Source organism: Lacticaseibacillus zeae DSM 20178 = KCTC 3804, from assembly GCF_000260435.1.
In the GTDB taxonomy this organism is placed as follows: domain Bacteria; phylum Bacillota; class Bacilli; order Lactobacillales; family Lactobacillaceae; genus Lacticaseibacillus; species Lacticaseibacillus zeae.
Genome location: NZ_BACQ01000007.1, coordinates 58,622 through 73,703 on the forward strand (window position 1 = coordinate 58,622; position 15,082 = coordinate 73,703).

General features: G+C 49.6%; 14 protein-coding genes and 1 pseudogene. 14 read left to right on the forward strand and 1 reads right to left on the reverse strand.

What is annotated here, in order from left to right; translation table 11 throughout:
• Window positions 1-107: 107 nt before the first annotated feature.
• From folD to recN, 7 genes are all read left to right on the forward strand, one after another.
• On the forward strand, window positions 108-959 hold the full coding sequence (gene folD / locus GSO_RS00960) for a bifunctional methylenetetrahydrofolate dehydrogenase/methenyltetrahydrofolate cyclohydrolase FolD (protein WP_010487982.1): 852 nt from the start codon (window positions 108-110) through the stop codon (window positions 957-959).
• Window positions 952-2,301, forward strand: coding sequence for an exodeoxyribonuclease VII large subunit (gene xseA, locus GSO_RS00965; RefSeq protein WP_010487987.1), 1,350 nt, complete (start codon window positions 952-954; stop codon window positions 2,299-2,301). Before folD ends, xseA begins: the two co-directional genes overlap by 8 nt.
• Complete coding sequence (locus GSO_RS00970) at window positions 2,294-2,521, forward strand: exodeoxyribonuclease VII small subunit (protein ID WP_010487989.1); 228 nt, start codon at window positions 2,294-2,296, stop codon at window positions 2,519-2,521. Before xseA ends, GSO_RS00970 begins: the two co-directional genes overlap by 8 nt.
• Window positions 2,518-3,366 (forward strand): polyprenyl synthetase family protein, encoded by an 849-nt coding sequence (locus GSO_RS00975; RefSeq protein WP_010487994.1) that lies wholly within the window; start codon window positions 2,518-2,520, stop codon window positions 3,364-3,366. The genes GSO_RS00970 and GSO_RS00975 overlap by 4 nt, the downstream gene beginning before the upstream one ends.
• Entirely contained in the window at window positions 3,366-4,196 is an 831-nt protein-coding gene (locus GSO_RS00980) for a TlyA family RNA methyltransferase (protein WP_010487996.1), read from the forward strand. Before GSO_RS00975 ends, GSO_RS00980 begins: the two co-directional genes overlap by 1 nt.
• A 102-nt stretch (window positions 4,197-4,298) precedes the next feature.
• On the forward strand, window positions 4,299-4,751 hold the full coding sequence (locus GSO_RS00985; protein WP_010487998.1) for an arginine repressor: 453 nt from the start codon (window positions 4,299-4,301) through the stop codon (window positions 4,749-4,751).
• A 4-nt stretch (window positions 4,752-4,755) separates the two neighbouring features.
• Window positions 4,756-6,453: a DNA repair protein RecN gene (gene recN, locus GSO_RS00990; RefSeq protein ID WP_010488000.1), complete on the forward strand. Its 1,698-nt coding sequence runs from the start codon at window positions 4,756-4,758 to the stop codon at window positions 6,451-6,453.
• 227 nt (window positions 6,454-6,680) lie between these two features.
• Here the strand turns inward: recN and GSO_RS00995 are convergent, their stop codons facing one another.
• Window positions 6,681-6,983, reverse strand: a complete 303-nt coding sequence (locus GSO_RS00995) for a hypothetical protein (protein WP_010488002.1) — start codon at window positions 6,981-6,983, stop codon at window positions 6,681-6,683.
• 99 nt (window positions 6,984-7,082) lie between these two features.
• On the opposite strand from GSO_RS00995, the gene GSO_RS01000 reads away from it, so the two are divergent.
• The 7 genes and pseudogenes from GSO_RS01000 (at window position 7,083) to rsmB (ending at window position 15,080) form a co-directional block, all read left to right on the forward strand.
• Window positions 7,083-7,790 (forward strand): patatin-like phospholipase family protein, encoded by a 708-nt coding sequence (locus tag GSO_RS01000; RefSeq protein WP_044112414.1) that lies wholly within the window; start codon window positions 7,083-7,085, stop codon window positions 7,788-7,790.
• Window positions 7,791-7,856: 66 nt separating this feature from the next.
• Entirely contained in the window at window positions 7,857-8,483 is a 627-nt protein-coding gene (gmk, locus tag GSO_RS01005; protein WP_010488004.1) for a guanylate kinase, read from the forward strand.
• 58 nt (window positions 8,484-8,541) lie between these two features.
• Entirely contained in the window at window positions 8,542-8,790 is a 249-nt protein-coding gene (gene rpoZ, locus GSO_RS01010) for a DNA-directed RNA polymerase subunit omega (protein ID WP_010488005.1), read from the forward strand.
• Between the two features lie 325 nt (window positions 8,791-9,115).
• Window positions 9,116-10,316: pseudogene (coaBC, locus tag GSO_RS15375) on the forward strand (bifunctional phosphopantothenoylcysteine decarboxylase/phosphopantothenate--cysteine ligase CoaBC).
• Between the two features lie 4 nt (window positions 10,317-10,320).
• Window positions 10,321-12,738 carry a primosomal protein N' gene (gene priA / locus GSO_RS01020; protein ID WP_010488006.1) on the forward strand — a complete coding sequence of 806 codons (2,418 nt, stop codon included), beginning with the start codon at window positions 10,321-10,323 and terminating at the stop codon, window positions 12,736-12,738.
• Window positions 12,739-12,796: 58 nt separating this feature from the next.
• On the forward strand, window positions 12,797-13,753 hold the full coding sequence (fmt, locus tag GSO_RS01025; protein ID WP_010488007.1) for a methionyl-tRNA formyltransferase: 957 nt from the start codon (window positions 12,797-12,799) through the stop codon (window positions 13,751-13,753).
• A complete protein-coding gene (gene rsmB / locus GSO_RS01030; RefSeq protein WP_010488008.1) occupies window positions 13,740-15,080 on the forward strand; it encodes a 16S rRNA (cytosine(967)-C(5))-methyltransferase RsmB in 1,341 nt (446 codons plus the stop codon). The genes fmt and rsmB overlap by 14 nt, the downstream gene beginning before the upstream one ends.
• The last annotated feature ends 2 nt before the right edge of the window (window positions 15,081-15,082 follow it).

Sequence of the window (15,082 nt, forward strand, 5' to 3'; positions counted from 1 at the left end):
ACAATTACTTTGGCCGGTTTTTGCTTTATACCGGTACTTGACGCGATCGAGGAACCGAACATTGGTTGTTATATCAGACAATGCTAATCAAATGGGGAGTGGTTTTTGTGGCAACGCGATTGGATGGCAAGGTAGTTTCAAAACGCATTCTTAGTGAACTTCAACAGACAGTGACTGGTTTGGCGCAACAAGGTGTGACGCCAACACTTGCAGTCATTTTAGTGGGATCGGATCCGGCCAGCCAGGTTTATGTGCGTAACAAACAACGGCGTGCGGAGGAAATCGGGGTTCGTTCCTTAATGTTTAAGTTGCCAGAAGAAACCTCTCAGAAAGCCTTATTGGCAAAGGTAGCTGAATTGAATCAAGATCCCGATGTGGATGGCATTCTGGTCCAGCTGCCATTGCCCAAGCAACTGGATGAACGGGTCGTGATTAATGCGATCGATCCCGATAAAGACGTGGATGGCTTTAGCCCGGTGAGTGTGGGCCGCTTGTGGACCAATGAACCGACTGTTGTGGCTTCGACCCCTTATGGCATTATGGCGCTGTTAGATGCCTATCAGATTGATGTCACCGGTAAGCGGGTGGTCATTGTTGGCCGCTCGAACATTGTGGGTCGGCCGCTCGCTGGTTTGATGGTGAACCATGATGCGACGGTGACCATTGCCCACAGTAAAACCCGCGACCTTAAATCGTTGACCCGTGAAGCGGATATTTTGGTTGTTGCGATTGGCGTGCCGCATTTTATTGGCGCCGATGCGGTTAAGCCAGGGGCAACGGTTATTGATGTCGGTATTTCGCGCGGAGCTGATGGGAAACTGCACGGCGATGTCGATGCTGATGCGGTTGAGCCTGTTGCCGGTGCTTTAACACCGGTACCGGGTGGCGTTGGTCCGATGACAATTGCTTCACTCATGGCCCAAACAGTTGAACTGGCGAAGAGGCGATTGCATGGTTGATACCGACCAATACTTAAGTGTCACCGCACTAACCCAATATTTAAAACGTAAATTCGATGCGGATCCTTATCTGGCCAAGGTTTATCTAACCGGTGAAATTTCTAATTATCGCAAACGGGTGGGGAATCAATATTTTTCACTCAAAGATGATCACGCTAAGATCGGTGCGTTGATGTTCCGCAATGCTTTTAGCAAGTTGCAATTCAAACTTGAAGAAGGCATGAAGGTTCTGGCAGTTGGCCGCGTTAGTCTGTATGAACCAAGTGGTGAATACCGGCTGATTGTGGAACGGTTGGAACCGGACGGCGTTGGCGCACTCTACCAAGCCTTTGAGCAGTTAAAGAAAAAGCTTGCTGGTGAGGGGCTGTTTGATCGCAATAAACGTCCGTTGCCGTTGTTTCCTAAACGTGTTGCGGTTGTGACCAGTCCCAGCGGTGCGGTGATTCAGGATATCATGACCACTGTGGCGCGCCGTTATCCGATTCTACAGCTGACGCTTTTTCCGACGGTTGTCCAAGGGGATCAGGCGGCGGATTCGATTGTCAAACAGTTGAACCGCATTAAGGCCATGTCAGACTTTGATGCCGTCATTATCGGCCGCGGCGGCGGTTCGATTGAAGACCTTTGGCCGTTTAACGAAGAAAAAGTGGCGCGGGCTTTAGTCGACATGCCGATTCCGATTGTCAGTTCGGTCGGCCATGAAACCGATACAACCATTACGGATTTCATTGCTGATCGGCGAGCGGCGACGCCAACGGCTGCTGCGGAAATCGTAACGCCCGTGACGCTGGTCGACGCACTTAATCGCATCTCGGAAGATCGTGTGCGTCTGGTCAATGCGATGCACAACCGACTCAAAAATGCTGCCAGCCGACTACAGCGCTCTGCAGAAAGTGTCGTCTTAACCCAGCCTGATCGTTTGTACGACCAGTACGTTCAACGCGTCGATCAATTGCGGCAGCGACTTAATCAAAGTATGGTCAATCAATTGCGCGAAAATGACCATCGTCTGGCGATGGCGACACAGCAACTTGATGGACGGCAATTATTGATAAAAGTCGTGAACCTCAAACGGCAACTGCTCGATGATCAACAGCGTCTAGATCGGGCAGTCATCAGTGTTGTAAAGGCTAAGCGTCAAGCGGTGGCCAATGCGGCGCTGGGGTTGGACCATTTGAGCCCGCTGAAGATACTGGGCCGGGGATTTGCTTACGTGACAGATGACACCGGGCAGATGCTTAAAAAGACAGATGACTATGCGGTCGATGCCGACATTCACATTCATGTTGCGGATGGTCAAATTGGCGCTCATGTGACAACAAAGGAGAAGAATCATGGCTGAACCTACGTTTGAAGAAAAACTTGCCCAACTTGAAGCAATTGTCAATCAACTGGAGCAAGGCGATGTACCACTTGAAAAAGCTTTGGATCAATTTAAAGCTGGCGTGAAATTGAGTCAGGAACTCGAAAAAACATTGAAGTCTGCTGAAAAAACGGTGACAGAAATGGTAAGCGACGATGGCACCACCCAACCTTTTCAACCTAAAGAAGGCCAACAATGAATCCGATCTTAAGTCAATGGCGGACAGCCGTTGAACACACATTAGATGAAACACTGGCACAGGTACCTAACCCGCATTTGCGCGCCGCAATGGCTTATTCCGTCAACGCAGGTGGTAAGCGATTACGTCCGTTACTGTTATTGAGCGTGGTTGCCATGTATGATGGTGTGGTTGCTGAGGCACTGCCTGCTGCCGCCTCGCTGGAATTTGTGCATACTTATTCATTGATTCATGACGATTTGCCTGCCATGGATAATGATGATCTGCGCCGCGGCAAACCGACGAATCACAAGCAGTTTGGTGAGGCGTTGGCGATCTTAGCCGGTGACGCACTTTTAACCGATGCCTTTGCCTTATTGAGTCAACATTATCCGGATAAAGGCGCTGCGCTGGTTCAGATACTTGCCGAGGCAGCTGGCAGTTCCGGGATGGTTGAAGGCCAGGTGCTTGATATGGACGGCGAGCGAGTTCACTATGATCTGGCGACATTGAAGCACATGCATCAGGCTAAAACCGGTGCCTTGATTCAAGCCGCAGTGGCGATGGGCACTGTATTCGTAACGATCCCCGAAGCTGATCAGGCGGCCTTGGCAGATTTTGCGGCTGCTTTTGGTCTCGGTTTTCAGATCAAGGATGATATTAACGATGTCACCAAAACAACTGCTGAGTTAGGCAAAACAGCAGATAAGGACGTTGCCGAACATAAAAACACCTTCCCCGAGCTACTTGGACTAAAAGGTGCCGAGCAGGCGTTGGCAACTCAAATTCAGCAAGCTGATGCAGCGTTAAAGAGCTTAACCGTCGATGCGGCGACGCTACAATCGATTTTGGCGGTGTTGAAATAATGGAAAAAGTCAAAAAAGAACGGGTCGATGTCCTGCTGGTTGAGCAAGGGCTGTTCGAATCGCGTGAACAGGCCAAACGTTCAGTCATGGCTGGTGAGGTCTATGATCAGAACAATCAGCGCTTGGACAAGCCCGGTGTCAAGATCCCAGGCGACGCGATTTTGCACGTGAAAGGCAAAAAAATGCCGTATGTCAGTCGCGGCGGGCTCAAACTGGCAAAAGCCTTGAAATCGTTCCACCTTGATTTAACCGGCAAAACGGTTTTGGATATCGGTGCATCAACGGGCGGTTTCACTGACGTTGCGTTACAAAACGGTGCCAAGATGAGCTATGCCTTGGATGTCGGCTATAATCAGTTGGCGTGGAAATTACGCGAAGATCCGCGGGTCAAAGTGATGGAACGCGTGAATTTTCGCTACAGCAAGCCAGAAGATTTTACTGACGGCCCGGTTGAATTTGCGATGACGGATGTTAGCTTTATTTCATTAAAATTGATTTTACCGCCACTAAAAGCGATTCTGATTCCCGATGGCCACGCGGTTGCGTTAATTAAACCGCAATTTGAAGCGGGACCTGCTCATGTCGGCAAGCATGGCATTGTCCGTGATCCTCAGGTGCATCGCGATGTTTTAAAGATGATTGTCGATTTTGCCAGTGCGAATGGTTACAACGTTTTGGGATTAGACTATAGTCCGATTAAAGGCGGAGAAGGCAACATTGAATTTTTAATTCATTTGCAAAATGCCGAGCAAACGCCGGGCAAGGTCGCGCCCACTGTGGATATTGAGGCAACATTGAAGGCTGCTTATGCCGAATTAAAACGCCCTTAATGTATATTTATGCAAAACCGTGGCAACCCTGCGATGCATGCGCTATGCTAGAGCTAAAGCATTCTGAGCCACTAGAATGCCATTTTTAACAGAGGTGAGCATATGCGCAAGCGTGAACGACAAGCAACCATTCAGCGGTTAATTCGGGATGAGCCCATTGAGCGGCAAGAAGACTTGGTGGCGCGTCTTAACGACCTGAACATTCCGGTAACCCAAGCAACTATTTCACGCGACATCAAAGAAATGCAGTTGATTAAAGTGCCAGCAGGGGAAGGCCACTATCGCTACAGTATGCCAGTTGAAAAGCAGCTTCCGGCAACTGACAAATTGAAGCGGACGCTTGTAACGGCGATGAAGTGGGGCGAAGCCATGGATAACTTTGTCCATTTAGCCTTGTTACCGGGGACGGCGGCAGCAGTTGAAACGTTAATTGAGCAGTTAGATGATCAACGGATTTTTGCAACGATTAGTGGTGATGCATCGATTCTGATTATTTGTCGGTCGGCGCAATATGCGTCAGCAGTGTTGTCTGAACTTGAGGCAATGGTGGGGTGAAGTAATGTTACAAGAGTTAGCAATTCATGATTTTGCCATCATTGACAACCTGGCATTGAGTTTTCAGCCGGGGATGACGGCGCTTACAGGAGAAACCGGTGCCGGGAAGTCAATCATTATTGATGCAGTTGGTCTGCTTGCCGGTGGGCGCGGATCAGTGGACTTCATTCGGACCGGCACCGCCAAAGCCAGCTTGGAGGGTTTGTTTGACGCGCAAGCAAATCCGGCTACTGAAGCCAAATTGCAGGCATACGGGGTCATGGATCCGGATCAAAAAGACACGGTCTTATTACAGCGGGAACTATTCCGCAGTGGACGTAATGTTTGCCGCGTCAATGGACATTTGGTGAATACTGCAACGTTAAAAGCTATCGGCGAGACGCTAGTCGACATTCATGGTCAAAACGAACATCAGCAGTTAATGCATTCCGAAACGCACTTAGGTTTGTTGGATGCCTTTGCTGGGGATGATTTGCTGAAAATTCGGCAACAGTATGCCGAGGTTTATCACAATTACCAACACACCTTACAGGCCGTCAAGCAAAAACAGGCAAACGAACAGGAATGGGCACAACGGCTGGATATGCTGAAATTCCAGGTTAATGAAATTCAAAGTGCAGATCTGCATCCGCATGAAGATACGGATTTAAGTACCGAGCGGGAACGCCTTGCAAATTTTCAAAAGATTAATTCAGCGTTACAGGAAAGTTATGCATTGCTAAGCGACGAAGAGGTTAATGCGCTTGACCAAATCGGCCAGGCCATGTCGAGTATGCAAAGCATTGCGGATTTGGATCCTGATTTTGCGGCCATCGCCGATAATCTGCAAAGTGCCTATTACAGTTTGCAGGATGTCCAAAATGACTTATCTAACGAGCTTGATGATCAGGAATTTGATGAGGGTCGGCTTGATGAAGTTGAAAAGCGCCTTGATTTATTTAATCAGCTCAAACGTAAATATGGTGAAACGCTTGACGAAGTGATTGCCTATGGTAAACGCGCGGCCGCAGAATTAAGTCAGATGAAGCAAGCCGAAACTTCGGTCGAAGATCTGGACAGCACTTTGAAGGAATCTCGCGCGCAGTTGCAAAAACTGGGGTCCGCCTTGTCCAAGCGGCGGCATGCGGCGGCCAAACAACTGACCAAAGCGATTCATGAACAGCTAGCATCGCTATACATGGATAAGACAGTCTTCTCGGTTCATTTCACGAAGGCCAAAGATTTTCGTCCTGACGGGTTGGACGAAGCGGTTTTCTATATTCAAACCAACCCTGGTGAAGAAGCAAAACCGCTGGCTAAAATTGCCTCAGGTGGCGAACTGTCGCGCTTGATGCTGGCGATGAAAACGATTTTTGCCCGATCCGAAGGTGTGACAGCTATTATCTTTGATGAAGTAGACACCGGCGTATCAGGACGGGTCGCGCAGGCGATTGCCAATAAAATTAGCCTCATTGCCAAATCTTCGCAGGTCCTTTGCATCACGCACCTACCGCAAGTCGCTGCCATGGCGGACCACGAGTATGTGATCAGTAAAAACGTCCATGACGGGCGTACCACCACGCAAGTTAACAAATTAACGGCTAAAGCACGGGTCGATGAAATTGCCCGTATGCTGGCTGGCGAAAAAATCACCAAACTAACGGTTGAACACGCAGAAGAGTTGTTGAAAATGGCCGATGAGTTTAAGCACGGTCGGACATGATTTCGTTTGGCGTCCAGGCTTAGCCATTAAGTGATGTACATTTGCAAAATTGAATAGCAAAAAAATCGCTCGCGAGACATAATCTTTGTCTTTGCGAGCGATTTTAATGCAACTGTATCACTGATTTCTAGGCGATAAACCCGCGGATACTAATCTAACCATGCGACTGTGAAACGTCTTGATACCCACATTTAATGTTCAACGTGACTAAAAGTGGGACGTGTCTGTTAGTCAAAACGCTTGATAAAGTTGACGCTTGTGCTGGTCATGACGCGGAAAACGTTGCTGTGGTATGCTTTGACTAGAAAGCGGTTCTTGCCGAGCGTCCGAATAATGTGACCAACAAAGGGTGACGATTCGTGATTAAAGAAGAGTGCCACTTTATAATGACGCTGCATGGCCTGATCAATGAAAAGATCTACCTGATGCATTGGCATGCGGGCAGTTGGCGCTGCCAGATCGAAGATTTCGCGATAAGAAGCCACAAGATGCTGGGTGACGCTTTGCAGTGCTGATGATTTGTTTTCCATGATCAAGCCTCCGAACATTTGTTTGTAACTTCATTATACGAACATGTGTTCAAACTTGCAACTACTTTTTTAACTTACGATCGCTTCAGTCACAAGATGATGTGCAAACGGAGGTGCGTTAGTTTGACCCTTGCAGTTGTTTTCGGTGGTGGCGCGGCGCATGGCGCATATCAGGCAGGTGTGTGGACTGTTTTGGGTCCGCAACTGGCACCGACTTTTGTGATCGGTTCTTCAATCGGAGCCATTAACGCAGCAGCAACAGCCCGCATGACGCCATTTCAATTAGCCCGCTGGTGGCAATATTTTACGGCACGCAAAATGACCGGACCGGTGTTTGCACGGCGTAATTTTGTTCCGTTGCTTGATCAAATGCTGAAGATGCCTAAACGCGATGACCGAGCGGTGTTGGTTGTGACGACCTCGCTGCCGGATTTTAAGGCTCATGTAACGCGGTTAGACGTGCTTGATGCCGTGGATGCCAGAGAATGGTTATTAGCGTCAAGTGCGATGCCGGGCGTGTTCACGCCGATCAAACGACAAGGTGTTAATTTTGTGGATGGTGGCGTGGTCAATGATTTACCGGTTGATCTTGCCAGAGATATCGGTGCCGATTTTGTCGTGGCAATTAGTGGTGAAGGGATTGGCCGCATCGGTCATGATCACGGTGATTGCTATCTAAAACCCAGTCACCGGTTGCCGCAACTCTTTGATTTTCGGCCAACTGCAATCGCTGCCATGTTGGAAATGGGTCGTCAGGATGCCGAAAATGCATTACGCCGCATGACGTTTTTGTTACCACATCAATGAAGCAGTTGAAATCAGCGTCGAAAAAGTGCAAAATGTTTGGTAATACTTAACGAAAGAGGTTCACACATGCACGAACGGGGGATGCTGATTGTTTTGTCTGGCCCAAGTGGGGTTGGCAAAGGAACAGTTCGGCAGGCTATGCTGAATGGCAACTATCGGGATTTTCAATATTCAATTTCAATGACGACACGTCAAATGCGGCCCGGTGAGGTTGACGGGGTTGATTATTATTTCAGAACCAAGGCGCAGTTTGAGCACGAAATTGCGACAGGTGGTATGCTGGAATATGCGAAGTACGTGGATAACTACTATGGTACGCCGCTGAAATATGTGAATGAGACGCTTGATTCCGGGCGTGATGTGTTACTTGAAATCGAAGTCAATGGTGCGATGCAAGTGCGCAAGAAATGTCCCAATGGCGTTTTTATTTTCTTGACGCCACCAGACTTAGGTGAGTTGCGCCATCGGCTAAAAGGCCGTGGTACCGATGACGATGAAACGATTGATAAACGCATTCGCAAGGCGGCTTCGGAAATCACGATGATGGAGAACTACGATTATGCAGTGGTCAATGACAAGGTCGATTTGGCTGTAACACGGATTGAACGCATCATTGAAAGCGAACATTTACGGGTGCCACGCGTGATTGATCGTTACAAAGGCATGTTGGCAAGTGCCGACTTAGCCAGATAATGACAGGCTGACTGCTCGCCATGGCAGAGCGGCTATTATGACAAAAAGGAGCTTCATTATGATTATTTATCCTTCTATTGACAAGTTGCTGGAAAAAGTACCTTCCCGCTATTCGCTAGCGGTGTTGGCCGCAAAACGCGCTCATGAACTCGAATCCGGGGATCTGAAAATGTTGTCTGATTATAAATCTGACAAGAGTGTCGGCAAAGCACTTGAAGAAATTGCCGCAGGTGACGTGGTCATCGATCCAAAGTCCAAGTTACTCGAACGCGATGCTGAAAAGCTGGATCACAAGGAACAAGCATAAGCACCCATGATGTTCATCCATTTGGGTTTGTGCTAATAGGAAAAGGAGGCAGGGACGCTGCGAAAAAGGTCCGTGCCTCTTTTTGTGAGCGTGAGCCGGCGCGTTTAGGAGTCGGAGTGTAAGTGGCCTTGGGCGTGATGGCGGGTTTTGCCATTGCGACCGAGGCCCATACACGCCGACTCCTGCACAGGCGAGCGCGTTATGCTGCGCTGATCTTTAACGATTATCATCCAGACCCTGACGCTCGGTTCTCCCAACCATGCCGGCATTCCGATAACTGTTTGCTATAATGAACCTAAGAATACAGAAGTAAAAGGGGTGCCTCATGAAGAAGCAACAGATAGCCCTGTTTGTCACTGGCGGCATTGCTGCTTACAAAACGCCGTTGCTGGTCCGGGCGTTAGTAAAAGCAGGCCATGATGTGCGCGTTGCAATGACAACAAGTGCTGAAAAGTTTGTCACGCCGGAAACGCTTGCGATTGTTAGCAAGCACGCCGTTTTGACGGATGGACATGGAATTTGACCATCCCGAACATGTTGCCCACGTAGCTTTGGCTCATTGGGCTGACTTAGGCGTTATTGTGCCAGCCACGGCCAACACCTTGGCAAAACTGGCGGCAGGGATGGCCGATAACGTTGTGACGACAACCTTATTAGCGATGGCCGCTCCCAAGCTCATGGTGCCGGCTATGAATGATCAAATGTGGCAAAATCCGCAAACACAACACAATATAACCAAGCTAACCGAGCAGCAAGGGTATCTTTTACTGCCACCGGCAACCGGTCAGTTAGCAGAAGGCTATGTCGGCGTTGGCAGAATGCCAGAGCCAGACCAGATTGCCCTTTACATCGAAAGTCTTGATGAACCGCTGCTAAAAGGTCGGCATATTATCGTGTCAGCCGGGGGCACCAAGGAACGGTTGGATCCGGTACGTTTTTTAACCAATGATTCATCTGGCAAAATGGGTACCGCTATTGCCAATGCAGCGGCTGGTGCCGGGGCTACTGTCACGCTGGTCACAACGAAGCAATTGCCAGTTGTTCCTGGCGTGACGGTTAAACCGGTGACAAGCGCTCAGTCGATGGCAGATGCCATTATGATTGAGTTTGAAGAGGCCGATGCTGTGGTGATGGCGGCAGCGGTGGCGGATTACCGGGCACCGACCATTAGTGACCATAAATTGAAAAAGGCTGACGCCAATAGCGGCTTAACATTGACCTTGGTTCAGAATCCGGATATTCTGGCGACGTTAGGCCAAAAGAAAACCCATCAGTTAGTGATTGGATTTGCCGCCGAAACCAATGACTTATTGGCCAATGCTCAAGTAAAACTAACTAAGAAAAAAGTAGATATGATCGTTGCCAATGCGGTTGATGCAACGCACGGGTTCAATGCCGATACGGATGCTGTGACTTTATTGCGGCCTAACCAGCCGCCAGTGACATTACCGGAGATGCCCAAGCAACAAGTGGCCGTCGTACTGATCAAACAGTTAGCAACGATGTTACCGAAACAAAAGGGGTGAGCGCTTGGCAACGATTGCCAAAGTGATTGTGGATGTTCCGACCATGCAAACTGATCGGCCGTTTGATTATCTAGTGCCACCACGTTTGGATGGCGCACTTCAAGCAGGCATGCGCGTTTGGGTGCAATTTGGCAAAGGCGATCGCAAAGTCAGCGGCATGGTTGTGGCCATTGCCAATCAAAGTCAATATGATGGTGAGCTTAAGCCACTCTTAGACGTACTTGATCCGACGCCGGTGCTTAATCATGAAATGCTAGGATTGTCCAAATGGCTAGCGGAAACCACCTATTCATTTTGGATTGCCTGCATGCAAACGATGCTGCCAACGATGCTGAAAATCGATGCCGTCAAGGTAGCCGAGCCGCTTGGGTTGTCGGCTGATGAGCGCACGCGGTATTTCGGTCAAGCAGATAGCGTTGCCATGAATACATTAAGTGACGAGCAACAGATTGCGCTGATGAAGTTGGCCCAAGCCGGCAAAGTGGCGATTTCTTACATCAAAAAAGATCGTGCGCGCGTCAAAAAGGTCTTTTATCTTGTGCCGCAATTGTCACCTGAGCAGGCTGAGGAGCAAAAAAATCAGGTACGCAAAAACGCCATCAAACAGCTGGAACTGCTTTCCTTCATCAAAACCTGGTCTGCGGAACATCAGCGCCCCTTGTTAACGGAAGTGGAACATCGCCATCACCTGACAAAGGCGGTTATTAATCAGGCAGTGGCAAAAGGCTGGCTGAAACTAGAGGCGCACGAAACCTACCGTGATCCTTATCCGCAACTTCAGCATCAACCGTTGACGCAACCACTGCCGCTCATAGACGAGCAGGAGGCAGTGGTCAAAACCATTAACGCGGCCGTTAAAGCTAAAGAACCTAAGACATTCTTGTTGGAAGGCGTCACCGGCTCCGGCAAAACCGAAGTGTATCTTCAGGTGATTGCCCAAGTGCTAGCGGCTGGGCAGACAGCCTTGATGCTGGTGCCCGAAATTGCCCTCACGCCACAGATGGTGGATCGCGTCAAAGGCCGGTTTGGCATGCATGTAGCGGTGATGCACTCAGGCTTGTCAGATGGTGAAAAGTACGATGAATGGCGGCGAATTGCCCGCGGCGAAGCTCAGGTGGTCGTCGGCGCCCGCTCTGCTGCTTTTGCGCCGTTGAAGCATATTGGTGTCTTCATCATGGATGAGGAGCATGAAACCAGTTATAAGCAAGACTCAGCGCCGCGTTACCATGCGCGTGATGTTTTGTTAAAGCGGGCGCAGATTCATCATGCACCGGTGGTTTTAGGCTCAGCGACGCCGTCATTGGAATCCCGCGCCCGGGCAGAGAAAGGCGTCTATACGCTTTTGCGGTTGCCACACCGAATCAATGATCAACCATTACCACCGGTTCACATTGTGGATATGCGCGAAAGCTTTGCGCAAGGTGGACAAGAAGACTTTTCCGCGCCGCTGTTGGACGCTTTGAAGTTACGACTTCAGCGCCATGAGCAAAGTGTTTTGTTGCTGAATCGTCGTGGTTATTCAAGCTTTGTGATGTGTCGGGACTGCGGTTATGTCGCAAAGTGCCCTAACTGCGACATCAGCCTCACGTTACACATGGACACACACACGTTGAAGTGTCATTATTGCGGCCATGAAGAAGCCATTCCGCACCGCTGCCCGCAGTGTGGTTCGGATAAAATCCGTTACTTCGGCACCGGTACGCAAAAAGTGGAAGCTCAATTGCAAAAATTGCTGCCAGATGCACGGATTTTGCGTATGGATGTCGATACCACGCGGCGCAAAGGCGGTCATGCGCGGATTTTGAATGCTTTTGGGGCCCACCAGGCAGATATTTTGTTAGGCACCCAAATGATTGCCAAAGGATTGGATTTTCCCGACGTGACACTGGTTGGCGTGATTAATGCCGACACAGCGCTAGGTTTGCCGGATTTTCGAGCAAGTGAGAAGACTTTTCAGTTGTTGACGCAGGTCAGTGGCCGTGCCGGGCGCGCTGATAAGCCCGGTGAAGTATTTGTGCAGACCTTTAACCCGGATCATTACGCCATTCAATATGCCAAGCGTCAGGATTACGAAGGCTTCTTTCGGCAGGAAATGGCGGTTCGTCATCAGGGCAATTATCCGCCGTACTTCTTTTCGACTAAGATCGGTGTCAGTCATGTCGATGAAACCCAAGCTGCTAAAGCCATTTTTTCGCTGGCAAAGGAGCTGCATGATCGGTTATCCGATTCGGTGATCATGCTGGGTCCGACGCCCGGACCGATTGCCCGTTTGAAAAATCGCTATATTTATCAGATCGTTTTAAAATACAAGCATGAGCCGACGTTGGCTGAAACATTGCAACACATTCTTGAAGAAACCCAACAAAGCAGTCGTCAAGGCTTTCAGGTGACGATTGATCCCGAACCACTTTCATTTGTGTAAAAAAACAACAACCGATTCGTTAGTATCTTGTTAACGAACTTAAGGTTTGGAGGAAAATATGACTTCAGTAATTTTCTTAGGCACCCCCGATTTTGCGGTACCCATTCTAGAAGGTCTGATTGACCAAAACTATAATGTTGTGGCGGTCATGACCCAGCCGGATCGAAAAGTCGGCCGTAAGCAGAAGGTGGCCGCCAGTCCGGTTAAGCAGGCTGCCGTCGCCCATGACATCCCGGTATTGCAACCGGAAAAACTTAGCGGCAGTCCCGAATTAGCTAAGGCCATTGCTTTGGCGCCTGATTTAATCGTGACGGCAGCTTATGGGCAATTTTTGCCGACCAAGTTTTTGCAGGCGGCTCAAATCGCGGCAGTCAATGTTCACGGTTCCTTGTTGCCAAAATATCGCGGCGGCGCGCCGATTCAATACAGCATTATCAACGGTGATACCGAAACCGGCGTGACGATTATTGAAATGGTGAAAAAAATGGATGCCGGCGACATGTTTGCCCAAGCTAAGTTACCGATAACCCGCCAAGATGATACCGGCACCGTTTTTGCTAAGCTGTCGTTGTTGGGCCGCGATTTGTTGTTGGCAACACTGCCGAAGATTATTGACAACACAGCAACCCGCACCCCGCAGGATCCGGAAAAAGTGACGTTTGCGCCAACGATTACCAAAGAACAGGAACATCTCAACATTCACTTACCGGCGCAGGCCTTGGATCAGTGGGTGCGTGCGCTTCGGCCTGATGTGGGCGGCTATGTTTACATGAATGGCCAGCGAACGAAACTGTGGGCAGTGACGCCATTGGCCGAAAAAACGGATTTGCCTGCTGGCAGTGTCGTAGAACGCAGCAAGCATCAATTGGTGGTGGCGGCTGGAGATCAGACCACTTTTCAAATTGACGAATTGCAGCCGGCCGGTAAAGGTAAACAACATATTGCCGATTATCTAAATGGTCCTGGCCGTGATTTGACAGTCGGACAGCAGGTGATTACCGATGAAGCCAAATAATCCGCGATTGCTGGCAGTCCAGACGTTGACCCGCGTTGTGGGCAAAGGCGGTTACTCCAATCTGACCCTTGACCACATCATCACTAAGTATCGGCTTGATAGTCGGGACGCTGGTTTGTTGACCAACATTGTCTATGGGGTGATTCAGCATCAATTAACCTTAGACTACTTGTTGAAGCCGTTCGTCAAAAATCGCCAGCTGGATCCCTGGGTTCGGTGTTTGCTGCAAACTGCTGTCTATCAACTACAGTATTTAGACAAAGTGCCGGCGCGGGCAGTTTTTTTTGACAGCACCGAAATCGCCAAACAACTGGGCCATCAAGGCATTGCCAAGTTTGTGACCGGGGTGTTGCGCCAAGCACAGCGCACCGGCTTCCCGGATCCCGCGACCATTCCCGATCCGCTCGAACGACTTGCAGTCACCAGCAGCACGCCGCTTTGGCTTGTCAAGAAGCTGCAGGAACAGTTGGGTGCCACCAAAACCGCCAGTATCCTGGCAGCAATCAACCAGCCTGCGCATGCTTCAATTCGCGTCAATACCACCAAAACAACGCCAGATGCTTTACTGAAAATCTTACAGCCAAGCTTTCCTGAACTACGAGAAAGTCCGCTAACCCCGATCGGCTTGATTGCGCCTGGGGGACATTTAGCAGGCACACCCGAATTTGCTGCAGGGGATTATACGATGCAGGATGAAAGTTCGATGTTGGTGGCGCCGAGTTTGGATATTCAGCCAGGGGATGCGGTGTTGGATGCATGTGCGGCTCCCGGTGGAAAAACAACCCACATTGCCCAGTATCTTGATCCTGACCAAGGCGGGCACGTTACAGCCCTGGACCTTCATGCCAATAAAATTCGGCTGATTCAGCAAAATGCCAACCGCCTCGGATTAGTCGATCGGGTTTCTGCGCGGATGTTGGATGCCCGTCAAGTTGATGCCACTTTTGCACCTGAATCGTTTGACAAGATTTTAGTCGATGCACCTTGCTCCGGGTTGGGACTGATTCGCCGGAAACCGGAAATCAAGTACACCAAACAGGCTGATGATCCGCGCCATTTACAACAGATTCAGTTGGCGATTCTTAATAGCGTGGCGCCCACATTAAAAATCGGTGGCCGCCTGACGTATAGTACATGTACAATGGTGAAAGAGGAGAATCAGGATGTTGTCGCGCAATTTTTGGCTGATCATCCTGAATTTGAACAGGTGCCGGTTTTGTCGCTCAAGCCATTAACCAAGGCGCATGGAGCACCGGCACTGCAACTATTTCCAGACGATTATGATACCGACGGCTTTTTCATTGCCAGTATGATTCGCCGTAAATGAGG

Bases quoted from the DNA above. Each gene is read 5' to 3' on its own strand.
- GSO_RS00995 (WP_010488002.1), bottom strand. From the start codon at position 6,983: ATGGAAAACAAATCATCAGCACTGCAAAGCGTCACCCAGCATCTTGTG.
- gmk (WP_010488004.1), top strand. From the start codon at position 7,857: ATGCACGAACGGGGGATGCTGATTGTTTTGTCTGGCCCAAGTGGGGTT.
- rpoZ (WP_010488005.1), top strand. From the start codon at position 8,542: ATGATTATTTATCCTTCTATTGACAAGTTGCTGGAAAAAGTACCTTCC.
- GSO_RS00980 (WP_010487996.1), top strand. From the start codon at position 3,366: ATGGAAAAAGTCAAAAAAGAACGGGTCGATGTCCTGCTGGTTGAGCAA.
- rsmB (WP_010488008.1), top strand. From the start codon at position 13,740: ATGAAGCCAAATAATCCGCGATTGCTGGCAGTCCAGACGTTGACCCGC.
- xseA (WP_010487987.1), top strand. From the start codon at position 952: ATGGTTGATACCGACCAATACTTAAGTGTCACCGCACTAACCCAATAT.
- fmt (WP_010488007.1), top strand. From the start codon at position 12,797: ATGACTTCAGTAATTTTCTTAGGCACCCCCGATTTTGCGGTACCCATT.
- GSO_RS00985 (WP_010487998.1), top strand. From the start codon at position 4,299: ATGCGCAAGCGTGAACGACAAGCAACCATTCAGCGGTTAATTCGGGAT.
- recN (WP_010488000.1), top strand. From the start codon at position 4,756: ATGTTACAAGAGTTAGCAATTCATGATTTTGCCATCATTGACAACCTG.
- GSO_RS00970 (WP_010487989.1), top strand. From the start codon at position 2,294: ATGGCTGAACCTACGTTTGAAGAAAAACTTGCCCAACTTGAAGCAATT.
- GSO_RS01000 (WP_044112414.1), top strand. From the start codon at position 7,083: ATGTGCAAACGGAGGTGCGTTAGTTTGACCCTTGCAGTTGTTTTCGGT.
- GSO_RS00975 (WP_010487994.1), top strand. From the start codon at position 2,518: ATGAATCCGATCTTAAGTCAATGGCGGACAGCCGTTGAACACACATTA.